This is a genomic window from Enterococcus sp. DIV1444a (assembly GCF_051712125.1).
Lineage (GTDB): Bacteria > Bacillota > Bacilli > Lactobacillales > Enterococcaceae > Enterococcus > Enterococcus faecalis.
Map to the genome: position 1 here is coordinate 547,041 of NZ_JBIOOG010000001.1, position 24,392 is coordinate 571,432.

A 24,392-nucleotide genomic window follows, 5' to 3' on the forward strand; every position below is an offset into this window, starting at 1 on the left:
GTAAGAGATTTAGTAAAAGGAGAACATATATGGCAAATGATAAAATTGTGATTCATGGTGCACGCGCCCATAATTTAAAAAATATTGATGTTACGATTCCTCGTGACAAAATGGTTGTTGTAACAGGACTATCTGGTTCTGGCAAAAGTTCATTAGCCTTTGATACGCTTTACGCAGAAGGGCAACGGCGTTATGTAGAGAGTCTCTCTGCTTATGCGCGACAATTTTTGGGACAGATGGATAAACCAGATGTTGATAGTATCGATGGTTTAAGTCCAGCCATTTCGATTGATCAAAAGACGACAAGTAAGAACCCGCGCTCAACGGTGGGGACGGTCACGGAAATCAATGATTATTTACGATTGTTATTTGCTCGGGTAGGCCATCCAATTTGTCCTAACGATCATATTGAAATTACCAGTCAGTCTGTTGAACAGATGGTTGATAAAGTCTTAGAGCTACCAGAGCGAACAAAAATTCAAATTTTGGCGCCTGTTGTGGTCAAGAAAAAAGGCCAACATAAAAAAGTGTTTGAAATGATCCAACGTGAAGGGTATGTCAGAATGCGGGTGGATGGTGAAACCTATGATGTTAGTGAGGCACCAGAACTTGAAAAAAATAAAAAACATGATATTGCGATTGTGATTGACCGTATCGTTGTGAAAGAAGGCATTCGCTCTCGCTTGTTTGATTCGTTTGAAGCGGCTTTGCGTTTAGCTGAAGGTTACGCAATTGTTGATGTGATTGGTCAAGAAGAGATGTTGTTTAGTGAACATTATGCCTGTCCTTATTGTGGGTTCACGGTTGGTGAATTGGAACCACGTTTGTTCTCTTTTAATGCGCCATTTGGCGCTTGTCCCGATTGTGATGGTTTAGGCGTTAAATTAGAAGTGGACAAAGACTTAGTGATTCCAGATCCCACTAAAACCTTGAGAGAAGGAGCTGTTGTTCCGTGGAACCCTATTAGTTCTCAGTATTATCCACAAATGTTGGAACAAGCAGCCACCAGTTTTGGGATTGATATGGATACGCCGTTTGAAGAATTACCTGCAGACCAACAAGAAATTATTTTAAATGGTTCTGGCGAGAAAAACTTTCATTTTCATTATGAAAATGACTTTGGTGGTGTTCGTGACGTGGAAGTGCCATTTGAAGGGATTTTAAAAAATATTAAACGACGTTACCATGAAACAAATAGCGATTTTACACGAGATCAAATGCGGTTATACATGACAGAATTGACTTGTCGAAGCTGTCAAGGGTATCGTTTGAATCCGCAAGCTTTAGCTGTAAAAATCAATGGCACGCACATTGGTGAAGTCAGTGAATTAGCAATAAAAAATGCGGTCCAATTTTTTGAAGGTGTGTCTTTATCTGAACAAGAAACAACGATTGCTCGGCCAATTTTAAAAGAAGTCGAAGATCGGTTAACCTTCTTAAAAAATGTCGGTTTAGATTACTTGACCTTAAGTCGAGCTGCCGGCACACTTTCTGGTGGAGAAGCACAAAGAATTCGCTTGGCAACACAAATTGGGTCAAACTTATCAGGTGTCCTTTATATTTTAGATGAACCATCAATTGGTTTGCATCAACGAGATAACGACCGCTTGATTGACTCTTTGAAAAAAATGCGGGACTTAGGCAATACATTAATTGTGGTGGAACATGATGAAGATACAATGATGGCTTCGGATTACTTGATTGATGTGGGGCCTGGCGCTGGACATCTGGGCGGCGAAATTGTAGCCGCCGGTACGCCGGAAGAGGTTGCTAAAAATCCGCATTCATTGACTGGACAATATCTTTCTGGGAAAAAAGTGATTCCTGTGCCAAAAGAACGTCGCAAAGGCAATGGCAAAGCGATCAAAGTCACTGGTGCCAGTGAAAATAATTTGAAAAATGTCAGTGTTGAGTTTCCGCTCGGTGAATTTGTCGCTGTCACAGGCGTTTCAGGTTCAGGGAAAAGTACTTTAGTCAATCAAATTTTGAAAAAAGCGCTGGCCCAAAAATTAAATCGTAATTCTAATAAACCTGGGAAACACAAAAGTATCACTGGTTATGAAGCCATTGAAAAGATTGTTGACATTGACCAAAGTCCAATTGGTCGAACACCAAGAAGTAATCCAGCGACTTATACTAGTGTTTTTGATGACATTCGCGATTTGTTTGCCCAAACAAATGAAGCCAAGGTTCGTGGCTATAAAAAAGGTCGCTTTAGTTTTAACGTCAAAGGTGGCCGTTGTGAAGCTTGTCGCGGGGACGGTATCATCAAAATTGAAATGCACTTTTTACCTGATGTCTATGTGCCTTGCGAAGTTTGTCATGGCAAACGTTATAATTCTGAGACATTAGAAGTTCATTATAAAGGCAAAAACATTTCTGATATTTTAGATATGACGGTGGAAGATGCCGTAGAATTTTTCAAACATATCCCTAAAATCCATCGTAAATTGCAAACAATTGTGGATGTAGGCTTAGGCTATGTGACATTGGGGCAGCCAGCAACTACTTTATCTGGTGGGGAAGCACAGCGGATGAAGCTAGCGAGTGAACTCCATAAAAATTCTAATGGGAAAAACTTTTATATTCTGGATGAACCAACAACAGGCTTGCATACCGATGATATTGCGCGGTTGCTTCTAGTATTAGAGCGTTTAGTGGAAGCGGGCAATACCGTTTTAGTGATTGAACATAACTTGGATGTCATCAAATCTGCGGATCATGTGATTGATCTAGGGCCAGAAGGTGGCGACGGGGGTGGTACGATTGTGGCAACAGGAACGCCAGAAGAAGTTGCTAAAGTCAAAGACAGTTACACAGGATATTATTTAAAACGTGTTCTGAAATAAACATTAATGATTAGATAAGGAACCTTGTTTTTATGGGAAACAAGGTTCTTTTATTATAAAATAACAAATATTTTTTAATTAAAATTAAAAATAAATGTTGACTTAATGTGTAATCAAAAGATATACTATGTTTGTTAACAAAATAACAATGAATACGAAGGGAAGTCTTAAATGAAAAACAAAAAAATAACAACAAGTTTAGTAACAGCAGGAATGGTCTTAGCCATCGGAATCACACCTTTTGTACATAGTAACACAATAGAAGCAGCCACCTTAATTTCACAATCAGACCATGAAAAAGTAATGAGTTTTACCAAGAAAGACTTAAAAGAAGCAACGGGCATTCAATTGGAGCCGGCGACAGTACAAGCCACTCATCAGGAATTAAAGCAACAAATTACCTGGGAAACATTAGGCTATTCCACAATTGATGCGCAAAATATTGCGACACGTTTTACCCAAAATACATATCAGGCTCTGGGGATTTTAACAGATATCGCCAACCACTCAGACCTTCAATTGAAAGTCATTACCATTAATAATCCCTATCTAGCAACAGCTAAAATTGGCACCTTTAAGTGGGAAACCGTAACTCCTGAAGTTGGTGGGGACCATGAAACAGCAGATAATGAACTGACCACACCGACACCAACTGTTGCCAGTCTTCAAGAGATTGACGTAGAAATCGAATACGACGAAAATGAAATTGAGTTCACCTATGAAATAAAATCGAATGGAACAATTGAAGCAACGTATGAAGATGAATTTGCTGATTTAGAATTAGAAGGTCAGGCAGCACAAGACAAAATCATGACTCTTTTAGACGGATTGTCAATCAAAACAGCTACAAATGAACAAATTAAAGAACATATTACGAAAAAGTTAGCCGTGAATGAACAAGTAAAACAATTTGAGTTTGAAGCTAATTTTACTGATAAAACAGAAATTGAGTTTGTATTAAAATAACACAAAGTTATATTGTACAATTCAGCAATTAAAACAGCATTGACATTCTTGTCTATGCTGTTTTTCTATGAAAGAATAGAAATCTTTATAAGAATGATTGAAAAGCTTTCTTTGATACGCCCGGGGTGTTATAATATAGTGATGCAAGTGAAGGGAGTGTTGAATATGCCAGAAAATTTACAACTGGTTATTATTACAGGAATGAGTGGCGCTGGAAAAACAGTCGCTGTCCAAAGCTTTGAAGACATGGGCTATTTCTGTATCGACAATTTACCACCAAGCTTAATCCCAAAATTTTGGGAATTAATTAAAGAATCTGGAAAAGTCACCAAGATTGCGTTAGTGATTGATTTACGTTCACGGACCTTCTTTAGAGAAATTCAGGATATGTTAGTCGAACTTGAAAATACCAATTTTATTGATACAACGATTTTATTTTTAGATGCTACCGATGAAGAGTTAGTTTCTCGTTATAAAGAGACGCGGCGTGCGCATCCAATGGCGATGGATGGTTTAGTGACAGAAGGTATTCGTAAAGAACGCGCAATGCTGGAAGAAATCAAGGCGGATGCTCAGTTGGTTATTGATACCACGGACTTGTCCCCTCGTCAATTGCGGGAACGTTTGAATAAAGAACTAGCAACGAGAGAGACACACGAATTTCGAGTGGAAATGGTGTCCTTCGGCTTTAAATATGGTTTGCCGATTGATGCAGATATCGTCATGGATGTTCGCTTTTTACCTAATCCCCATTATATTGATGAACTACGACCATTAACTGGAATGGATCAACCTGTTTATGATTACGTGATGGGCTTCCCAGAAACAGATGAATTTTATACCAAATTTATCGATTTACTGCGAACAGTCTTACCAGGATATAAAAAAGAAGGTAAAAGTAGTGTCACCATTGCAATTGGCTGTACTGGCGGACAACATCGCTCTGTTGCATTGACAGAACGTATTGGCACTGAATTAAAAGAGGAAGATTACCATGTAAATATTACCCACCGCGACCGCTTAAAAAGAAAAGAAACGGTTAATCGCTCTTAATGAAAACCTATCGAATTCGTAAACCGAAGATCGTAGTTGTTGGTGGTGGAACAGGCTTGCCAGTAATTTTAAAAAGTTTAAGAAATCAAAGTGTTGATATTACTGCCGTCGTAACGGTCGCTGATGACGGCGGTAGTAGTGGCGAGCTTCGTTCTTCTATTAATAACATGACACCTCCGGGAGATTTAAGAAATGTTTTAGTGGCATTGTCAGATATGCCACAATTATATGAAGATATTTTTCAATATCGTTTTGATAAATCAGATAGTCATTTTGCCAATCATGCAATCGGTAATTTGATCATTGCTGCTGTCTCAGAAATGAGAGGAAGTACGTATGAAGCGATTCAATTGCTTTCAAAAATGATGCATGTTGATGGACGGATTTATCCATCATCAGAACGACCATTAACGTTACATGCCGTATTTAAAGATGGCTCAGTAGCGGTCGGAGAATCAAAAATTGCACTGGAACGCAAGACGATAGACCATGTGTTTGTAACAAATACACACGGAGAAGAACAGCCAAGAGCTGCGCGCAAAGTCGTCAAAGCAATTGAAGAAGCAGACATGGTCGTGTTAGGGCCAGGGAGTCTTTTTACAAGTATTTTACCTAATTTAGTTATTACAGAAATTGGTGAAGCCATCAAACAAACGGCAGCGGAAGTAGTCTATATTTGTAACATCATGACCCAAAAAGGGGAAACGGAACATTTTACGGATGCCGATCATGTTCGTGTCTTAAACGAGCATCTACAAGCGCAGTTTGTTGATACAGTGCTGGTTAACACAGAAAAAGTACCAGAAAATTATATGGATCCTGAAATTTATGATGAATATTTAGTTCAAGTAAAGCATGATTTTCAAGGATTACGTGAAGAAGGATGCCGAGTCATTTCGACAGACTTTTTAGAATTAAGAGATGGCGGAGTTTTTCATGATGGGGAAAAAGTTGTTGAAGAACTTTTCCGTATCGTATTTGGAACGAAATATTAATTAATCAAAAGAATCAGGAGAGGAGGAGCTTAGATGTCTTTTGCCTCGGATGTCAAAAAAGAGTTAACTGGTTTAGAAGTTCATCGAGAACACGCGAAAGCAGAATTAGCAGCATTAATTCGGATGAATGGCTCACTTAGCTTAGTTAATCAACAGTTTGTCTTGAATGTACAAACGGAAAATGCTGCAATTGCTCGTCGAATGTATTCATTGCTAAAAGATCATTACCATGCACAAGCAGAATTATTAGTTCGTAAAAAAATGAAACTAAAGAAAAATAATGTTTACATTGTGCGTCTAAAACAAGATACACAAAAAATTCTAGCTGATTTGGATATTATGGATGGGGTCGTTTTTAATGGCAATGTGTCAAATGAAATCATGGGTAACGCGCAAAAAATGCGTTCCTATTTACGCGGGGCCTTTATGGCTTCTGGCTCAGTTAATAATCCGGAAACAAGTCGCTATCATTTAGAAATTTTTTCAATTTATGAAGAACACAATAATGATATTTGTAAGATGTTGAATTACTATGACTTAAACGCTCGAACATTGGGACGCCGAAATGGGTATATTTGTTATTTAAAAGGTGCTGAAAAAATTGCCGACTTTTTAACATTAATTGGTGCCACTAACTCTATGTTGAAATTTGAAGATGTCCGAATTGTCCGTGATATGCGGAATTCAGTAAATCGTTTAGTAAATTGCGAAACCGCGAATTTAAATAAAACCATTGATGCTGCTTCAAAACAAATTGAAAATATTCAATTTATTGAAAGTACAGTGGGGCTGACGTCATTACCGGAGAAACTTCAGGAAATCGCAGAATTACGGTTAGAGTATCCGGAAGTTAGTCTCAAAGAATTAGGGGAAATGATTCCTTCAGGGGCTATTTCTAAGTCAGGTATTAATCATCGTATTCGAAAAATTAATGAATTTGCAGAAAAATTACGAGAAAAAAGTGCGTAATTTTTCTGCTCCAGAAGTGAAGAATAACATTTCCGTTTGAAGTGGTATCCTTCACTTTTTATTTAAGCGTGTAAAAAAATTAAAGTGTGCAAAAAGTGTGTAGTGCTGGAATGTAGTGTTTACCTGTGGTTTAAAGAAATGACGTTGGCACGAATGTTGCATGTAATAAAATGCAAGCGATTACTTATTGCTGTTTTTAACTAAAACATTAAAAACTATTGGAGGGGTCAAAATGGTTCAACGATTAATTAGTGCAAATGCATCAGAAATCAAACGGATGTCAAAAGAGGAGCTGTTTCAGAGTATTAAAGCGAGCGAAGGGCGCGTAATTTTATCGGAAAATGTGGTAGTTCACCCATCCGTAGCAGGTGACATTACTTGTGCGGAAATGTCAAAAGCCTATGGCGCAGACATGATTTTATTGAATGTTTTCGATGTTAATCAACCGATTGTAGTAGCCGCTTATGAAGGGCAATATACTGCGGAAACATGTGTCCCTAATGATGAGGTTGTTCATCGTTTGAAAGAACTAGTCGGTTTACCGATTGGTATGAATGTCGAACCTGTTAATGAAAATTTAGACTTAGCCTCGACTAGAGTTTCGATCGAACCAGGTAGAAAAGCATCAGCAGCTACTTTCAAAAAAGCCAATGAACTGGGTTTGGATTTTATCTTATTGACAGGTAATCCTGGAACTGGCGTGACCAACGATTTGATTGCTAAAAACGTGGCCTTGGCCAAAAAACATTTTGACGGCATCATTATTGCCGGAAAAATGCACAGTTCAGGCGTAGATGAACCAGTGGTCAGTTTAAAATCAGCTGAACAATTTATTGAAGCGGGTGCTGATATTGTCTTAGTCCCAGCAGTGGGCACGGTTTGGGGCATCGATGATCAACAAGTTAAAGAAGTCGTGGATTTTGCACATTCAAAAGGAAAACTAGTTATGAGTGCCATTGGAACTTCACAAGAAAGTGCTCAACCTGAAGTTATCCAAGCAATCGGCATTAGAAATAAAATTTTAGGCGTAGATATTCAACATATTGGCGATGCAAATATGGGCTTAGTTGGTATTGAAAATATTAAAGAGCTTTCTGATGCGATACGTGGGAAAAGACATACTGTTGCTAGAATGGCTCGTTCGATTAATCGTTAAAAAGTGAACAGAGGCACGAATTCAGAAAGTTTGAATTCGTGTCTTATGATTTTTTTATTGAAAAACGGTATACTAAAAGAGAAATAAAGGTTTGAAAGGATGAGGTTTTTTATGGATATTTCAGTAATTGATGCAACAAAAGTTAACACAGAAACAGGGCTTCATATTGGGGAGAGCAATGCCCCTGTCAAAATGATAGAATTTATCAATGTTCGCTGTCCTTATTGTAGAAAATGGTTTGAAGAGTCTGAGGAACTGTTAGCACAATCTGTCAAAAGTGGTAAAGTTGAACGTATCATTAAGTTGTTTGATAAAGAAAAAGAAAGTTTACAACGCGGTAATGTGATGCATCACTACATTGACTATTCAGCGCCTGAACAAGCCCTGTCAGCATTGCATAAAATGTTTGCTACGCAAGATGATTGGGGGAACTTAACCTTAGAAGAAGTAGCGACGTATGCTGAAAAAAATCTTGGCTTAAAAGAACAAAAAGATGCAGCGCTTGTTTCTGCAGTGATTGCTGAAGCCAATGCGGCGCACATTCAATTTGTACCAACGATCATCATTGGTGAGCATATCTTTGACGAAAGTGTTACTGAAGAAGAATTACGTGGTTACATTGAAAAATAAAAAATGGCAACAGCGATTGTCGCTGTTGCCATTTTTTTATTTTTAATTTAAGGCGCTACTATTTTCCATTACTTCATCGATTAAACCATATTCTTTTGCTTGTTCGGCAGTCATATAGTTATCACGATCAGTATCACGTTCAATCACTTCAATTGGTTGGCCAGTTCGTTCAGCTAAAATTGAATTTAAACGTTGACGAGTGTCTAAAATGTGACGCGCTGCAATTTCAATTTCTGTTGCTTGCCCTTGAGCGCCACCAAGTGGTTGGTGAATCATGATTTCCGCATTTGGTAAAGCGAAACGTTTGCCTTTTTGACCAGCTGTTAATAAGAAGCTACCCATAGAAGCCGCCATTCCTAATACGATAGTTTGGACATCCGCTTTAACGAAATTCATGGTATCGAAAATCGCTAAACCTGCAGAAACACTCCCACCAGGAGAGTTAATGTACAAGTAAATGTCTTTTTCTGAATCTTGGGCATCTAAGAATAATAACTGTGCAATCACTGAGTTTGCCACATTATCATCAATAGGGCCGCTTAACATAATGATGCGGTCTTTTAATAAACGAGAGTAAATGTCATAAGCACGTTCACCGCGAGATGATTGTTCAATAACTGTTGGAATTAAATTCATAAGTAAATCCTCCTATATAAAGAAACTTTTAAAGTCATTCTATCACAAAGCACTGTGAATGCCTATGAAAAGTATACCTCTTTGGTCAATAAAGGTCAACGAAGTCGCTTGAAAAATTTTGTGTCATTTTTTATCCGAAACTTTTGGATTATGTTATACTAAAATGGAAAATCAGAAAAGAGCGAGGGGAAAAATATGTTTGTTTTTGTCGCCGGAATGGTCGGTGTAATCGTCGGTGCGCTAATAGTCACAGCAAGTGCTGCCTTACATTCATCTTACAAAGAGCGAAAAGAAGTACGTTATCGTGAACTAGAACATTTGGTTAAAGAAATTGAATCATTGAATTTATTAAATAAAAAAGTCAAAGAAATTTTACAAAAGCGTGAATTATATATAGACAGATCAATTGAATACTTATCAATGGACGATTGTTTCATCAGTATCGATGATTTTATTTATTTGGAATCATTTTCTGCTCAAAATAATTTTTATTTACCGACGTACTTAATTGAAGAATTTTTTAAAAAAATTGCGCATCGTAAAGTCATTTTGACGGCCAGCGAAGTTGCTGAAATGGGCGGGCACACCTATAAAGGTGGCCGTGTTATTTTGGAAAATTTTTCAGACGAGATTTTAGCAATTATTGAAGATAAAAAACGTAAAATGCAGCGTTTATCTAACGAACCACTTCATTATTTTAAAGCGATTAAATAAAAAAAGAACCAGCGTACCCGCTAATTTTTTGGGGTATCTGGTTCTTTTTCTTGTTGTTCCATATCGGTCATAGTGTCTTCAATTTCTTTATGTAAGAAATAAGAAATAACTGTACGGATGATTACCAAGGTTGCCAATTTCAAAATATCTTGAAAAGTTGGTTTGACAATGGATTCAATAATATCGGCAGCAATCAAAATTTCTAAACTTAACAGGATATAACTACCAAGGAAATTTTTGATGAACGTATTCATTTTGGTTAAGGTAAAGCGGCTTTGATTTTGTCGTTCGCTTTTAATGAAATCTTTTCCTGCTAAACAAACACCCCAAACTAAAACAACAATCGAAAAAACATTCAGTCCCAAAATACATAGCTCAAAAAGTGGGGTTAAAAGCGTCATTAACTGATGGGGCCATTCATTCATCGTATTCACTCCTGCCAAAAAGCCTTTTCTTTAACTATAACGAAACGGTTGACTAACGTCAAATATTGTTGAAATAAACGGGCTAAACTATTTAGCTTATAGAACAAAAATAAGAAAACAATGAATAGCATCTAACAGGTAAGTAAAAGGATTGTAAAGGTTCTTTTACTTTTTTTTGTAAAAAATGACGCTTAAAAGGAATCAAGTGTTAAAAAGTAAGTGAAAACCAACTTTATCAGCGAATAGTCTTTTCATTAATTTTTAAAAGACAAATTTTACGTTTTCAAGAGCCGAATACTGCCAAGTTTGAGCCTATAAAGATGATAGAATCAGAAATTGAGTAAGAGATGTGTCACAAAAACAAGGGGACACATCGACTTGATGAAAGATTTAAGGAGCTGTAGTTGAAGTTAAAAGTAGCAAGTGTCCCAAACACTAGCGAAAGAAAATAGGGAGGATTAAAATGTTTAAGAAAACAACGAAAATATTATCGACAATGGTGATTGTCGCTGGAACAGTTGTGGGAAATTTCAGTCCCACATTGGCTTTAGTCGAAGGAGTGGGTAAAGCAGGTGATACTGAAGGGATGACCAACACGGTGAAAGTTCAAGATGAAAGTTTAGCCGATTGTAAACGAATTATAGAAGGAGAAGCAGCATTCCCAGTTGTTGAAGGAGAAACATTACCAGTAGATTTAGTCGTTGTCGAAGATGCTAGTGGGAGTTTCTCAGATAATTTTCCAATGGTTCGATCAGCAATTGATGAAGTGGTCCAAGGATTAACAGACAAAGACCGTGTGATGTTAGCTTCTTATCGTGGTGGGCGCCAATATATGTTTCCTGATGGAACTACAAGAGTCAATGATGGAGATAAAGAGTTAAATGTTCGCGTGAATACACCATTAACATTTGATAAAGGTCAATTTGTATCAAATTTTGGAAGTGTTCGAACTTATGGTGGAACACCAACAGCTAAAGGTATGAAATTAGCCTTAGATGAATATAATGCAACGCATGGTGATTTGACGAATCGTAAAACTTATTTCTTATTAGTGACAGATGGTGTTGCCAATACTCGATTAGATGGTTATTTACACAAAACCAATACAAATGATTGGATTAGTGAATATCCAGATCCAAATCATCCATCAGGTACTTGGGGAGCTAGTAATTATGTATCTGTGGAATATAGTAATGACTATCAAGGCGCAGCAGAAGAAGTTTTGGCGTTGAATCAAGAAGTTACAAATGAAGGATATGAAATGATTAATGCTTTTTGGGAAAGTGTTGAGTCTTTAAGTTCAGTTCATTCTTATTTTGATAAATATAAATCAGAAGTCGGTCCTTTTGTAAAACAAGAGCTACAAAAAGGTGCTAGTACACCAGAAGATTTTATTACTAGCCAATCGATTGATGATTTTACCAATCAATTAAAACAAATTGTCCAAGATCGTGTGGGACAATCAGCAACAGCTAATGCTTCATTAACAGTTGCTGATCAATTTGATATTCAATCAGCAACAGCGACAGATGATGCGGGAAATGAAGTGCCTGTTCAGATTGACGGTCAAACAATTTCTGTTGTTAGTGTAGCAGGCTATGTTGGTAATATTACCATTCATTATACAGTGAAAGAAAATACAGCGATTGATGCAGATACTTTAGTCAGCTCAGGTTCAATGACTCAAGGTGAGGTAGCCAAAGATTTTCCTGAAGCAACGATCCCTAAAAATGACCATGCCCATGACTGTGACATTACACCAGAAGATCCAGGGATTACGAAAGATATTGAAAACCAAGATCACTTAGATTTAACCAATCGCAACGATCCCTTTGATTGGCATGTCAAAGCCGATTTTGGTAATGAAACGGCTGACTGGACCCAAGCAAGTATTACTGATGACATTAATTCATTATTAGACATTCAAAAAGTAGTAGTTACAGATGAAAATGGAAAAGATGTTACAGCTGAAGGAACATTAACAACTGATAACAATAAAATTGTTTTTACTATTAATAAGCAAGACGATAGTTATGCGTACTTATCTGACCATACCTACACGATGACCATTACAACAACCATTAAAGCCGATGTAACCGATGAAGAATTAGCCCCTTATATCCAACAAGGTGGGATTCCTAACCAAGCGGACTTAAACTTTGGGAACGATGGCGATGTGTTACATTCAAACAAACCAACGGTAACACCACCGCCAGTTGATTCAAATATTACCAAAGACGTAGAAGGTCAAGATCATTTAGACTTAACTAACCGCGATCAAGCATTCAAATGGAACGTAAAAGCAGCCTTCGGAAATGAAACAGCTGACTGGACCCAAGCCAGCTTAGTCGATGATATCAACAAAGTCTTAGACATTGCAGATGTGAAAGTCACCGACGAAAATGGCAAAGATGTCACAACTAATGGCACAGTAACACAAGAAAATAACAAAGTAACCTTTACCATGAAAAAACTAGACGACAGCTACTCATACTTAGCTGGACATACCTATACCATGACAATCACAACCAAAATTAAAGCCGACGCAACAGATGAAGAATTAGCGCCTTATATCCAACAAGGTGGGATTCCCAACCAAGCGGACTTAAACTTTGGCAACGATGGCGATGTGTTACACTCAAACAAACCAACAGTCACACCACCGCCAGTTGATCCAAATATTACCAAAGACGTGGAAGGTCAAGAACATTTAGACTTAACTAACCGCGATCAAGAATTTAAATGGAATGTCAAAGCCGCATTCGGTAACGAAACAGCTGACTGGACCCAAGCCAGCTTAGTCGATGACATTAATAAAGTCTTAGACATTGCAGACGTCAAAGTCACCGACGAAAATGGTACTGACGTAACAGCCAACGGCACGGTGGCACAAGATGGCAACAAAGTAACCTTTGCCATGAATAAACAAGACGACAGCTACTCATACTTAGCTGGACACACATATACCATGACAATCACTACTAAAATTAAAGCCGACGCAACCGATGAAGAATTAGCCCCTTATATTGAACAAGGCGGCATTCCAAACCAAGCAGACTTAAACTTTGGGAACGATGGCGATGTGTTACACTCAAATAAACCAACAGTGACACCACCTGCACCAACACCAGAAGATCCAAAAAAACCTGAACCTAAACAACCGCTAAAACCGAAGAAACCGTTGACGCCTACAAATCATCAAGCACCAACGAACCCAGTCAATTTTAGAAAATCAGCAAGTAAAGGGATTCATTTACCAATGACTAATACAACAGTAAATCCACTTTACATGATCGCAGGTTTAATTGTCCTTATCGTGGCTATTAGCTTTGGTATAACCAATATAAAAAAAGAAAAAATTAGATAAACTAAAAAGGAAGAAAAAACATGAATAAAAAAATTTCGTTCAGTCTGTTAATTTTGTTACTTAGCTTGTTGGTAGGTTTTACATTTATTCCGCATAAAAAGGAATTAAGTTTTAATGAGTATCAAGAGAAAAAACACTCTGGCGAAACATTTTATGTTGTTTTAAAAAAGAAAAATTGTTCAGATTGCCAGAATTTCGAGAAGCTATTAGAAGCACCTAAGCAAGTCTATTACGTGGAATTAACCAACAAAGGGACCATGAAAGAATGGTCAACCTTTATACGAGAAAACAAGGTCCAACATGTGCCATCTATGTTTAAAATAGATAATGGGCATCTTAAGAAAGTTGATGGAGAAGGAGATGCGAACCAATTATTCGCAAACTATCAAAAAATAATGCAGTAAAAAGAATCAAAAAAGACAAGGCAAGTTTCCTTTATTCAGGAAACTTGCCTTGTCTTTTTTGATAGGAATAGTCTTTTATTAAATAACATGTGAAATGCCTTGCAAATTTATTTTGGTTTGATAAAATAAATTTGAACATATGAATTAATTTTCATTTGTTTTGGAAGGAGGAACAAATGATTGAATTGATTTTGCTTTTGTCGGTGATTCTTTTAGGTTTATTCATTGGAAACAAAAGAGTTGATAAGTGGCTTTTTTTTAAAGCATTGCTTTTGTTTTCTGTTATGCTAAGTGTGAGCATCCTAATTTCGGTAGTTATGTATCTATTATTAACAATAGGCGTTACAAACATAATTGGGCAGCAGTTAGAGTCGGTATTTCTTTTAGGAATAGTCGTTATCATCAGCACGAGTCTTTTATTATATTTTTTATTGAATTTAACGACGAAAAAAATTATTTTACCAATGACTTTAATGAAAATAATTGAATATTATATTCAATGGTTACTAATTTATGTTACTATTTATCAAGTGATTTTTGATCAGTTTATTGTTTCTTCAGAAGTAAAAAATACATTACAAGGGAATCTTGATGAGCCAGTCGCAATCATTATTGTTATTTTGCCATCATTTATTTCAATTTGGATTGCCGTTGTTTTATTTAGGATTCGTATGGAAGAACTTTAATCAGATACTTTTAGAATGGAGGAGTTTGTATGTCTGCTTGGCAAACATTTAAAAATGGAACAAGGCAATTTTTTAAAGACATCTTGCAGTACTTATGGTTATTTTTTACTTTAAATGTCTTATTATTATTGGTGGGTGGGGCTTTTAGTTGGGCTACTTCCAACGCACTAAAAACTCAAGGTATTCCTTATCTTTCGTTTAATAACCTGAATTTACTGTTAGAAAAGCCGCTTGCTCTGGTGTTATTAATTCTCTTGTTGTTCCTTTTTTTAGGTGCAGTTTTTTATCAGTTTACCTTTTTATTATTAGGGATTTTTCAAATACGGCAAGACCATCGCTTTCATTTTAAAGGAGTTACCAAGACATCTTTTAAGGTTCTTAAAAAGCAAGGTGCCCGTTCGTGGTTATTCTTTTTCGGTTATTTTGTTGTCATTGTCCCTTTTGGTAACCTGATTTTTCAAAGTAATCTATTGACGAAATTTGTGATTCCAGATTTTATTGTTGAATTTTTGTCCCAACGAATTCCTTACTTGGTTGGGTTACTGGCCTTTGGGTTATTAGTCTGGTATTTAGCTATTCGTTTAATTTACACGCTTCCATTAATGATTTTGGAGAGAAAAAAAGCGGGCGAGGCAGTTAAGGCTAGTTGGTCAATGACAAACAAACGATTATGGTTCATTATTCGTAATATTGCATTTGTGACGATCGCGGTATTTGTTTCAACGTATGTTATTTATGTGTTACTTTATCTTCTGCAGTTGAAACTAGACACCTTGAGCGATACCATTAGCTTGCTAGGTGGTATTTTAAATTTAACTGTTGTCCAATTTTTACAGTTTGTCTCTAATGCTTGGCTTTCAGTATTACTGATTAATTTTTTATATACACAATTAAATGTTCAAGCAGAAACGACGACAAAAGTTGCCTTTGACAAAGAAACGAAACGTAATAAATTAGTGACTATCGGAATGGGCCTAGGACTGTTCACCATTTTTGGCGGCTATATAATTTTCAACGCTGTTTACTTAACAGGGCTATTAGAATCAAAACCTTTGATTATTTCGCATCGAGGGGTCACCAATAGTAATGGCGTACAAAATACTATTCCTGCTATGGAAAAAACCATTAAATTTAAACCAGATTATATTGAAATTGATGTTCAAGAAACCAAAGACCATCAATTTGTTGTGATGCATGATGCCAACCTTAAAGAACTCGCCGGCGTTGATGGCACGCCGCAAGAATTTACGTTGGCTGAATTAACAAAAATGATCCTTAAAGAAAATGGCCAAGAAGCACCAATTGCCAGTTTTGATGATTATTTAGCGAAAGCAAACCAAGTCAAACAAAAATTACTAGTAGAAATTAAAACGTCCAAACAAGATAGTCAAGGTGCGCTTTCCAACTTTATTGAAAAATATGAACGTCCGTTGCTAAAGAATCACCATCAGGTTCAATCTCTCGACTACAATGTGATCAAAGCGTTTAAAAAAGCCAAATCAAAAGTTAAAGTTAGTTTTATTTTGCCCTATAATTTCACTTTTCCAGAAACACAAGCTGATTTGTATACAATGGAAGCTACCACGTTGAATGATACCTTCATTTTAAAAGCTGACCAACAGAAAAAAGCAGTTTATGCTTGGACAGTTAATGACTCAGAGGTATTGAGTAAGATGCTCTTTATGGACGTCGCTGGAGTGATTACCGATGATTTGGAGTTAGTTAATGAAGAAGTCAATGACTTTGAAAAAAATCCATCGTATGCTGATCGTATTTTGCATTATATTTTTATGTTGCCAAGTGTGGCTTCTCAATAAAAAATGAAGAAGAGGGTTAAACGAAATGAAAAAAGAATTTTCGCGAGTACTTCTTAAAAATCAATCAGATGAAATTCTTATCTTAAAAGATCGGCCAGACACATGGAATTTCCCTGGAGGAAAACAAGAACTTGGTGAATCAGCGCTGGAATGTGCGATTCGTGAAATTAAAGAAGAATTAGCAGTGGAAATTACTGAACTTGAAGAAATTTTTACTGGACCACTCGTTTTTGATTCAATCGTTTGGCAAGGACATTTTTATTTTGCCAAACAAGCCCAAGGAAAAGTTACGCTGAACGAACCGAATAAAATTAAAGGCGTACAATTTATTAAGCGGTTTGAGGAAGTAAATTTTTCACCAGGATTAGCTCCGCTATTTGATTATTTAGCGTGTAGCGATTATTTAAAGTTAAACAGAACTAACTGGAAATAGAGAGAATAGGCGTGTCTATTCCAACATAAGTTGAAAATAGATGTAAAGGAATTTTAGACGACGGGAATGGCTAAATTCTTTTTAAATAGAATGGTTGTAAAATTAGTTCTTGGTGGTATTGCTTAATAAAATAGCTTTATTTTTGTCTCTTAAATTTACAAAAATCATTTTTAGTTATCTTCTTCCTTTAGTCAAAGAATTATAGTGGTAAAATAATTGAAAAAATGTCATGATAAGGAGAAAATAAAAAGAAAAGTATTGGATTTGAGGTGAAGGAAAATGAACTATTTACGAACGGGAGCGGGAATCTTCTTTCTTTTGATTGCATTATTTGGTGGGATTTTGGTGAATAATGCGATTGTAGGACTTTTTCCAAAGGAATTAGAATTAGTTGCTGATAGTTTAGGAACGATCGGGCATGTGGGATTTTTTCTTTTAATGATTTACTTAGCCAGTAAAGTTGAGAATAAACCATTAAGAGAATATGGAATATGGAACGAAAAAGGCAAAGTTCGTTTATTATCAGATGGTTTGTTATTAGGTATCGTTATCTTTTTAGTGGCTGTTTTTCCATTGTATGTAACTAACCTGTACTCTTTAGGAGCTGGCGACAAAAGTTTGATGAATGCAGTTAATAGTTTTATCGTCTTTATTGCAGTTGGTACAACGGAAGAATTATTTTTTCGTGGGTATGTTCAGCATCATTTGTTAAAATATGGTCCAATCAAAGCGATGTTAATTGCTGCAGTAACGTTTGCTGGTATTCACGGTTTAAATCCTAATATCACAATTATTTCTTTATTAAATATTTTTTTAGTAGGCCTATTGTTTAGTACTATGATGTATGCAACAGGAAGTATCCTAACGCCAATTGGGGCTCATATTACATGGAATTGGTTACAGGGGTCTGTCTTAGGAATTCCAGTGAGCGGACAAGAAGAAGCTGGATTTTTCAAAACAGTGATTGGTTCTAATCATCCATTGTTAACAGGCGGTCAATTTGGTGCAGAAGGTTCGTTATTTCTCACTATAACACTACTAATCGTTGTAACTCTGTGGTTTACGTATCTATTAAAATCTGGAAAAATGACTCGCTATCGGACTAAAGTGTTTTCTGACTAAAAATGATTTAAATGTTTTTTATAAGAAGTTCAGTATTGTGAGTAGGATACACTCTAAAGCTAGAGCGTTCGTTTAATAACGAATGCTCTAGCTTTTTTATTGAAGGAATTCTAATTTTTTTCCCCAAGGAAGCAAAAAATACAACTGTTTTTTTATGGATATATATGTATTAATGAGTAGGTGAAATAATATACGAGTTTGTTGCACCATGGTTAAAAGGAGTTGAAAAGATGAAAAAATTATTATTTTTCGGAGCTGTACTTTTTTGTTGTTGTTTTTTGGGGAAAAGTGTATCTGCTGAAGAAACAAGTAAAATTATTGAATCCCCTTATTATCAAGATGCTTACACTCAAAAAATTCCAGCAGAAAATACATTTATTATGAGGAATGGTGAGTTAACTACATTTGAGAAGATAGCCGGAAATGTGCAAAGTGATAAGATGATTACGGGAAAATCATCTACTTCATTAAGTGCTGTACTTATTAGAAACGTTGGCGTTTACCAAGGAAAAATGGTAAATGTTAAAGTGACATTGGAGATGCTAAAGCCTTTAGGAACAGATTTGTTATTAACTAAAGAAGAATTTTTACGATTACAAGTCTGGTCAGGTGGAGTTGCAAAAGTTACTTATGAATTTTTGAATCAAGATTTGCAACCTTTCCCTTTAAAAACGACTTTTAATTTTAAAGGACTAAATAAATGGAAAAATGTGACTATTAATAATTCTGATGAAACCATTGATCATCTATATGCTACGCCCGACTCGGCTATTGCTTATCAACAACAAAACAATGAAATGACTCTGACAGGAACAGGTGATGGTTCGACCTTTGAGTATGATTCTAGAAAAATTGCTATTACTACAAAAGCAATCGATAAATTTGAATTTATTATTAAAAATAATGATACACGTTCTGGAACAGCAGGAATTTCGGAAGTACAATATTTATCTCAATTTTTTCCTAATGTAGAGTATCCATACGCACAGGTTCAAAAAACTTCTGATCAAAAAATTATAAATAATGAGGTTGTCACAAATTTTCAACAAATTGTTCCTTCCACTGAAACAAACAACAAGATTTCAACCATGACGTACCTGATAAAAGAACCGCAACAGAACCAATTTTGTTTAAAAAATGTCACGATCAAAGATTTTTATGGCGTTGATCGTACAGGATGGTTTAATCAGCAAGTCGATCAAGAAGGCAATTTGTTGGTGAGTATCAAATCATCAACTTTAACCAATGAAGAATTTTACGATAATACCTATCAATTCACAGTTCATCATACTTTTATTGGTGGAAAAAATCGAGTTGTTGCGATGGAGGCTATTGAAAATAATAAGTTTGAGCTACAACCGACGCTAGTAGAAACAATTGAACAAGAACAACAGTTGTTAGGTGAGATGAAAACGAAGATTGATTATTTAAGTGAGATAAAAATTAAATACCTAGATAAAGATAATAAAGAGCTGTTACCAGAAGGGTCAGTAACAGGACTTATTACAACATCTACGGATCTTTCAAATTTTTATCCAGTACTTGCAGGTTATCAACCATTGAGAGAAAATAAAATAAATGATCAAGCGGTATTTATGCCCCAAATACAAACGAAAATCCACCATTATCGTAAAGAAGCACCCTTAATGATCCATCTAAAAAATGTCGAAAATCCAGAAATTATTTCAAGATTTTCAAAAGAAAAAGAGATAAATTATGAATTTAGCCATGATGAAGCAGTAGACGTCATGTTCGTTGCTCAATGTGGAGAGGAACAAAAGATTGTTAAAAAATACGCTGGTGGAAACGTTAAAAAAGAAGACACTGTGCTTTTTAAAATCCCCGATGATTGGGCTGGAAAAGAGATTCGATTTTATTTGCAGTCTTCACTAGGGGAACGTTCTAACGAAGAAATAAGAAAGTTTATCTTCGAAGACGGTGTGAAATTACAACTACCAGAAAAATTAAATTTTGGTATACAAGAAATTCCTTCAAAGGAAATTTTAATCGCTGCAAATAATCAAGAGGAGATACAAATAAATGATTCAAGTCGTATTGATAAAAGCAAGTGGTCTGTAAAAGTAAAGCTGCTTCACCCAATGGCTAATTCAAATAATCAAATTCTTAGAGGGCCCTTCTTGTTTGTGAAAAAAGACAAAAAAATAACTATAAACAATGAGGAACAATTAATTTGGGCAGGTTCAGGAACGGATAAATTAGATAAACACGGACAATTAAAATTTATGTTAACTCCTTCAGATGTAATAGGAACTTATTCTGGTACCTTGCATTGGTCGTTAGAAGAGGCACCGATATAATAAATGTTTCTCTGACTTAAATAAATGAATTTAAGCATACAAATGTGTTTCTACCATTTAAAAGTTATTTATATTTGTATATTCCTCGTTAATGTGTTATAGTAAATAAGTAATCAATTTTGACAAGTAATTTGAGTTATATATTTAAAAACTATACTTCTCCTTTTGCCACTCAACATTTTTTGCAATAACTTGCATATTTTTATGCACTAGGAGGAAATATATATGAACAACGGTACAGTAAAATGGTTTAACGCAGACAAAGGTTTTGGATTTATCACAGGTGAAGATGGCAATGATGTATTTGCACATTTTTCAGCTATTCAATCAGATGGATTTAAAACTTTAGAAGAAGGCCAAGCAGTAACTTTTGATACTGAAGAAGGTCAACGCGGCTTACAAGCTACGAACATCGTAAAAGCTTAATAATGAATGAAAACGGACCATGTGTTGGTCCGTTTTTTTTTTTTTTAGCTAATGGCTGAAGTTAATAATTTCTTCTATGAAAGATAGAAAACTTTAAATTTGTTGAGTAATTTAGCAATAGTAGTAGGCAGGGATAAAGGACATATAAAAAATATGATCGTGTGTAGTAAACTACAGGTGTCTTATAAATAATAGAAACAATAGAAAATATCTTTCGCTGTTTTTTTTCTGAAAGTATTTATTGAATGCTGAAAAAGAGAGAGATTACTAAAAACTGATAAAACAAACGATGATTTTATCAGTTTTTTTGTATTTTATTATATAAAAGCGCAAAAAAAAAATTACATTAATTAGAGTATATCGTTATATTAAATCAAAATATTTGTATTAATAAATAACAAATTATATACTTTTACTGTAACTAAAATTAGGAGGGTGTATAAAATGGAAAAAAGAAACACACGATTTAGATCTTATTTTACAGACGATGAGGCGGGGACAAATATTTCTTGGGGAGCAGTTTTTGCTGGTGTAATTACATTTTTATCTATTTTTATGACTCTTGGACTTATTGGATCAGCAATCGGATTCGGTACTTTAAAACCGACATCAAATAACCCTTTAGATGGTGTTGGGACTGGCCTCATTATTTGGACGATTATTACTATTGTATTATCTCTGATGGCTGCTGGATTTGTATCTGGTGTAGCGGCTAAAAGAATTGGTTTATTACACGGTTTCTTAACATGGGCAACAAGTATGATTGTAGTAATGCTTCTAGTGAGCTATACAGCAGTTAGTGCATTTTCAGCAATCGGTTCCCTTTTAGGAAATGTGGCTTCTGGTGTGGGGGATAGTGTTGGGGCAGTTGCTTCTACTACCGGCGATGCGATTTCAAAAGGTTTTGATAAAGTAACTGATGAAATTGGCACGGTCAATACACAAGAACTACAAAACAATGTAAACAAATATTTAAAAGATACGGATGTTCCAGAACTTCAACCAGATTATTTAAAAGATCAAATGAGCGAAGCGACTGATAAAATTAAAGATGCTGGTAAAGAAATTGTGAAAAATCCAAAAAATGCAGATAAGGTTTTTGATTCAACAGCTGACTCTTTACAAGACCAAGCGAAAAAAATTGGCGATTCTGTAGATAAAAATGCGATTGCGAATGCGGTAGCTAAAAATAGTGACCTATCTCAAGAAGAAGCACAACAAGCAACAGATAATATTTACAATGAATTAAAAACAGCCAGTGATGAAGCCCAAAAACAAATTGATACTGCACGTACTAATTTAGATAAAGCTAAAGATGATTTGAAAGAATCAATCGATGAAGCAAGACAAGCGGCAGAAGATGCGTCAAATACGACAGCTAAAGCGTCAATTTGGGGATTTGTTGCAATGGTCGTAGGCTTAATTATTACTTCTCTATCTGGATTATTAGGAGCTAACTTAGTGAAAAATCCTGAAAGAGAGCATAAAATGTAACAGGTCACCTAAGTTTAGGTAAGCAATTTTAAGTAAATAAAAAGAATGAGGACGAATTATCTTGAGGGTAATTCGTTCTCATTTTTGTTTATGGAGCAAAGATATGTACCTGATTAACTGATTTCTATACCATCTATATTGTAAAAATTCTTTTTTAGCACTCAATAGGATTCTATTGGTCTTTTCAACTATTTTTTAAAATTATAATAATTAGAAATTTTATATGGTAGATAGAAAAAAGTACCATTATAGGCTACAATGAAGAAGGTGAAAAAGCAAAGAGACATTTTCAAAAGGAAAATGTCTCTTACAATCAGTATTTTCTGTAATTGAATAACGCGCCCTGAGGGAATCGAACCCCCGTCTCAAGAACCGGAATCTTACGTGATATCCACTACACTAAGGGCGCGGCACGAATACTAGTTTAGCTGATATTGACAAAAATTACAAGAGGGAGGACGAAAATAATGAAATTTGAGCAACGAATGTCCCAGCAACAAAAACAAGTCCAGAAGTTGGCCATGACGCAACAGCTTCAACAATCCATTCAAATTTTACAATTTAATACGGAAGAACTTGCTGCCTTTGTTGAAGCGAAAGCACTAGAGAATCCATTGATTGATTTACAAGTAGATACGCAGTACACCACAGATTTTCCGATAACTAGTCGTTCTTACACCAACCAAGACGAAGAAAATAATTATATGAATCAAATTCCAGACTATCATTTATCATTATTTGAGTCTTTAATTGATCAAATTCATTTGAATTACCGCGATACATACTTGCGAACCTTGGTATTGTTTTTAGTAGAATATATAGACGTGAATGGTTATTTAACGATTTCGTTAGAAGAAGCGGCAGAGAAAACCGAAGCAAGCGCCATTCAAATGCTAGATGCATTAACTTTGTTACAACAGCTAGATCCAGCAGGTGTAGGGGCACGCAATTTACAAGAATGTTTGATGCTACAAACAGAACGAGACGATACCGCGCCTAATTTAGCGTATATTTTATTAGAGGAAGAGTTTGATGCCTTAGTGAGTCGTAAATGGGGCCCGTTAGCTAAAAAATTTGGGATTGAATTAGCAGAAATTCAATTGATTTTTGATTATATACAAACGTTATCGCCAGCGCCAGGGAATATTTTTGATGCGACCGAGGAATTGTATATTCGACCAGATTTAACTGTCCGAATCAAGGAAGATCGAATAGTGGTGATTTCCAACAAAGCTGGTCGACCGACATTAAATTTTCAAGAAAATTATTTCAAACGAATGCAAGAGACTGACGACAAAGAAGTCCAAGAATATATTAAGGATAAGAAAAACGAATTTGAATGGTTAGAGCGCGCAGTGAATCAGCGGGGTGATACAATTTTACGTGTAGGGCAAGAAATTGTGCGCCGTCAAGAAGCCTTCTTTTTAGAAGCAGATCGGCCATTAAAACCAATGACTTTAAAAGAAATTGCGGATGCTTTGTCTATTCATGAATCGACAGTTAGTCGTGCGGTTAATGGAAAATATTTAGAAACCACGTTTGGCGTCTTTGAATTGCGCTCATTCTTCTCAACAAGTATTCTTTCATCAGAAGAAGATGGCGAGGATGTCTCAACAACGATGGTTAAAAAGCAACTACAAAAATTAATTGATCAAGAAGTAAAAAGTAAACCGTTATCTGATCAAAAATTAGTCGAGCGATTAAAAGATTCAGGCATGGAAATATCCCGGCGAACGGTGGCAAAATATCGTGAAGCTTTAGGGATTCCATCTTCATCTAAACGAAAACGATATGAGTAAACAACCAAAGCTTATGAGTGATTTTCATAAGCTTTGGTTGTTTTTTACAATTTAAAAAATGTTGGTTTTTTGAATTGTAAAAAAACCCTAAAGGAGGCAAAGTTTGCTTGCCATTTCCTAGGAAAAAACGTAT

The 24,392-nt window shown here is 35.7% G+C and carries 20 protein-coding genes and 1 tRNA gene; 18 read left to right on the top strand and 3 right to left on the bottom strand.

The features are described 5' to 3' along the window. Positions 1 to 29: 29 nt before the first annotated feature. From uvrA to IGI87_RS02885, 7 genes are all read left to right on the top strand, one after another. Positions 30 to 2,849, top strand: coding sequence for an excinuclease ABC subunit UvrA (gene uvrA, locus IGI87_RS02855; protein ID WP_202255962.1), 2,820 nt, complete (start codon positions 30 to 32; stop codon positions 2,847 to 2,849). Positions 2,850 to 3,020: 171 nt separating this feature from the next. Next, positions 3,021 to 3,815, top strand: a complete 795-nt coding sequence (locus IGI87_RS02860; RefSeq protein ID WP_280211395.1) for a YusW family protein — start codon at positions 3,021 to 3,023, stop codon at positions 3,813 to 3,815. 165 nt (positions 3,816 to 3,980) lie between these two features. Beyond that, positions 3,981 to 4,868: an RNase adapter RapZ gene (gene rapZ / locus IGI87_RS02865; protein WP_104855228.1), complete on the top strand. Its 888-nt coding sequence runs from the start codon at positions 3,981 to 3,983 to the stop codon at positions 4,866 to 4,868. Continuing rightward, entirely contained in the window at positions 4,868 to 5,863 is a 996-nt protein-coding gene (locus IGI87_RS02870; RefSeq protein ID WP_280211397.1) for a gluconeogenesis factor YvcK family protein, read from the top strand. Before rapZ ends, IGI87_RS02870 begins: the two co-directional genes overlap by 1 nt. Positions 5,864 to 5,896: 33 nt before the next feature. Continuing rightward, entirely contained in the window at positions 5,897 to 6,832 is a 936-nt protein-coding gene (gene whiA / locus IGI87_RS02875) for a DNA-binding protein WhiA (protein ID WP_002358736.1), read from the top strand. A gap of 232 nt (positions 6,833 to 7,064) precedes the next feature. Next, a complete protein-coding gene (locus IGI87_RS02880) occupies positions 7,065 to 7,988 on the top strand; it encodes a DUF7916 family protein (RefSeq protein ID WP_242365687.1) in 924 nt (307 codons plus the stop codon). A gap of 111 nt (positions 7,989 to 8,099) precedes the next feature. Next, entirely contained in the window at positions 8,100 to 8,618 is a 519-nt protein-coding gene (locus tag IGI87_RS02885; RefSeq protein ID WP_104855230.1) for a DsbA family protein, read from the top strand. 42 nt (positions 8,619 to 8,660) lie between these two features. Here IGI87_RS02885 and clpP read toward each other — a convergent pair whose 3' ends face one another. Beyond that, entirely contained in the window at positions 8,661 to 9,254 is a 594-nt protein-coding gene (gene clpP, locus IGI87_RS02890) for an ATP-dependent Clp endopeptidase proteolytic subunit ClpP (RefSeq protein ID WP_002355633.1), read from the bottom strand. A gap of 195 nt (positions 9,255 to 9,449) precedes the next feature. Between clpP and IGI87_RS02895 the strand changes: the two genes are divergently transcribed. Then, the gene (locus IGI87_RS02895; protein WP_104855231.1) at positions 9,450 to 9,968 is read left to right on the top strand and encodes a hypothetical protein; all 519 of its coding nucleotides are present in this window, start codon (positions 9,450 to 9,452) and stop codon (positions 9,966 to 9,968) included. A gap of 20 nt (positions 9,969 to 9,988) precedes the next feature. Here the strand turns inward: IGI87_RS02895 and IGI87_RS02900 are convergent, their stop codons facing one another. Beyond that, positions 9,989 to 10,393 (bottom strand): DUF1622 domain-containing protein, encoded by a 405-nt coding sequence (locus IGI87_RS02900; RefSeq protein ID WP_113794912.1) that lies wholly within the window; start codon positions 10,391 to 10,393, stop codon positions 9,989 to 9,991. 463 nt (positions 10,394 to 10,856) lie between these two features. On the opposite strand from IGI87_RS02900, the gene IGI87_RS02905 reads away from it, so the two are divergent. From IGI87_RS02905 to IGI87_RS02945, 9 genes are all read left to right on the top strand, one after another. Beyond that, positions 10,857 to 13,760 (top strand): isopeptide-forming domain-containing fimbrial protein, encoded by a 2,904-nt coding sequence (locus tag IGI87_RS02905; protein ID WP_438736207.1) that lies wholly within the window; start codon positions 10,857 to 10,859, stop codon positions 13,758 to 13,760. Positions 13,761 to 13,780: 20 nt separating this feature from the next. Then, a complete protein-coding gene (locus IGI87_RS02910; RefSeq protein WP_113794914.1) occupies positions 13,781 to 14,164 on the top strand; it encodes a bacteriocin in 384 nt (127 codons plus the stop codon). A 176-nt stretch (positions 14,165 to 14,340) separates the two neighbouring features. Beyond that, positions 14,341 to 14,850 (top strand): SA1002 family membrane protein, encoded by a 510-nt coding sequence (locus tag IGI87_RS02915; protein ID WP_104855325.1) that lies wholly within the window; start codon positions 14,341 to 14,343, stop codon positions 14,848 to 14,850. Positions 14,851 to 14,879: 29 nt separating this feature from the next. Then, on the top strand, positions 14,880 to 16,667 hold the full coding sequence (locus tag IGI87_RS02920) for a glycerophosphoryl diester phosphodiesterase membrane domain-containing protein (protein WP_438736208.1): 1,788 nt from the start codon (positions 14,880 to 14,882) through the stop codon (positions 16,665 to 16,667). 25 nt (positions 16,668 to 16,692) lie between these two features. Next, positions 16,693 to 17,100: an NUDIX hydrolase gene (locus IGI87_RS02925; RefSeq protein ID WP_104855323.1), complete on the top strand. Its 408-nt coding sequence runs from the start codon at positions 16,693 to 16,695 to the stop codon at positions 17,098 to 17,100. A gap of 279 nt (positions 17,101 to 17,379) precedes the next feature. Beyond that, positions 17,380 to 18,222 (top strand): lysostaphin resistance A-like protein, encoded by an 843-nt coding sequence (locus IGI87_RS02930; RefSeq protein ID WP_438736209.1) that lies wholly within the window; start codon positions 17,380 to 17,382, stop codon positions 18,220 to 18,222. A gap of 230 nt (positions 18,223 to 18,452) precedes the next feature. After that, positions 18,453 to 20,540 (top strand): hypothetical protein, encoded by a 2,088-nt coding sequence (locus tag IGI87_RS02935; protein ID WP_438736210.1) that lies wholly within the window; start codon positions 18,453 to 18,455, stop codon positions 20,538 to 20,540. Positions 20,541 to 20,765: 225 nt separating this feature from the next. After that, the gene (locus IGI87_RS02940; protein WP_104855320.1) at positions 20,766 to 20,966 is read left to right on the top strand and encodes a cold-shock protein; all 201 of its coding nucleotides are present in this window, start codon (positions 20,766 to 20,768) and stop codon (positions 20,964 to 20,966) included. Between the two features lie 444 nt (positions 20,967 to 21,410). Then, a complete protein-coding gene (locus tag IGI87_RS02945) occupies positions 21,411 to 22,460 on the top strand; it encodes a hypothetical protein (protein ID WP_104855319.1) in 1,050 nt (349 codons plus the stop codon). 337 nt (positions 22,461 to 22,797) lie between these two features. Here IGI87_RS02945 and IGI87_RS02950 read toward each other — a convergent pair. Further along, positions 22,798 to 22,869, bottom strand: a tRNA-Arg gene (locus IGI87_RS02950). Positions 22,870 to 22,927: 58 nt separating this feature from the next. Here IGI87_RS02950 and rpoN point away from each other — a divergent pair. Next, a complete protein-coding gene (gene rpoN / locus IGI87_RS02955; protein ID WP_002361288.1) occupies positions 22,928 to 24,259 on the top strand; it encodes an RNA polymerase factor sigma-54 in 1,332 nt (443 codons plus the stop codon). Positions 24,260 to 24,392: the final 133 nt, after the last annotated feature.

Bases quoted from the DNA above. Each gene is read 5' to 3' on its own strand.
- uvrA (WP_202255962.1), top strand. From the start codon at position 30: ATGGCAAATGATAAAATTGTGATTCATGGTGCACGCGCCCATAATTTA.
- IGI87_RS02860 (WP_280211395.1), top strand. From the start codon at position 3,021: ATGAAAAACAAAAAAATAACAACAAGTTTAGTAACAGCAGGAATGGTC.
- rapZ (WP_104855228.1), top strand. From the start codon at position 3,981: ATGCCAGAAAATTTACAACTGGTTATTATTACAGGAATGAGTGGCGCT.
- IGI87_RS02870 (WP_280211397.1), top strand. From the start codon at position 4,868: ATGAAAACCTATCGAATTCGTAAACCGAAGATCGTAGTTGTTGGTGGT.
- whiA (WP_002358736.1), top strand. From the start codon at position 5,897: ATGTCTTTTGCCTCGGATGTCAAAAAAGAGTTAACTGGTTTAGAAGTT.
- IGI87_RS02880 (WP_242365687.1), top strand. From the start codon at position 7,065: ATGGTTCAACGATTAATTAGTGCAAATGCATCAGAAATCAAACGGATG.
- IGI87_RS02885 (WP_104855230.1), top strand. From the start codon at position 8,100: ATGGATATTTCAGTAATTGATGCAACAAAAGTTAACACAGAAACAGGG.
- clpP (WP_002355633.1), bottom strand. From the start codon at position 9,254: ATGAATTTAATTCCAACAGTTATTGAACAATCATCTCGCGGTGAACGT.
- IGI87_RS02895 (WP_104855231.1), top strand. From the start codon at position 9,450: ATGTTTGTTTTTGTCGCCGGAATGGTCGGTGTAATCGTCGGTGCGCTA.
- IGI87_RS02900 (WP_113794912.1), bottom strand. From the start codon at position 10,393: ATGAATGAATGGCCCCATCAGTTAATGACGCTTTTAACCCCACTTTTT.
- IGI87_RS02905 (WP_438736207.1), top strand. From the start codon at position 10,857: ATGTTTAAGAAAACAACGAAAATATTATCGACAATGGTGATTGTCGCT.
- IGI87_RS02910 (WP_113794914.1), top strand. From the start codon at position 13,781: ATGAATAAAAAAATTTCGTTCAGTCTGTTAATTTTGTTACTTAGCTTG.
- IGI87_RS02915 (WP_104855325.1), top strand. From the start codon at position 14,341: ATGATTGAATTGATTTTGCTTTTGTCGGTGATTCTTTTAGGTTTATTC.
- IGI87_RS02920 (WP_438736208.1), top strand. From the start codon at position 14,880: ATGTCTGCTTGGCAAACATTTAAAAATGGAACAAGGCAATTTTTTAAA.
- IGI87_RS02925 (WP_104855323.1), top strand. From the start codon at position 16,693: ATGAAAAAAGAATTTTCGCGAGTACTTCTTAAAAATCAATCAGATGAA.
- IGI87_RS02930 (WP_438736209.1), top strand. From the start codon at position 17,380: ATGAACTATTTACGAACGGGAGCGGGAATCTTCTTTCTTTTGATTGCA.
- IGI87_RS02935 (WP_438736210.1), top strand. From the start codon at position 18,453: ATGAAAAAATTATTATTTTTCGGAGCTGTACTTTTTTGTTGTTGTTTT.
- IGI87_RS02940 (WP_104855320.1), top strand. From the start codon at position 20,766: ATGAACAACGGTACAGTAAAATGGTTTAACGCAGACAAAGGTTTTGGA.
- IGI87_RS02945 (WP_104855319.1), top strand. From the start codon at position 21,411: ATGGAAAAAAGAAACACACGATTTAGATCTTATTTTACAGACGATGAG.
- rpoN (WP_002361288.1), top strand. From the start codon at position 22,928: ATGAAATTTGAGCAACGAATGTCCCAGCAACAAAAACAAGTCCAGAAG.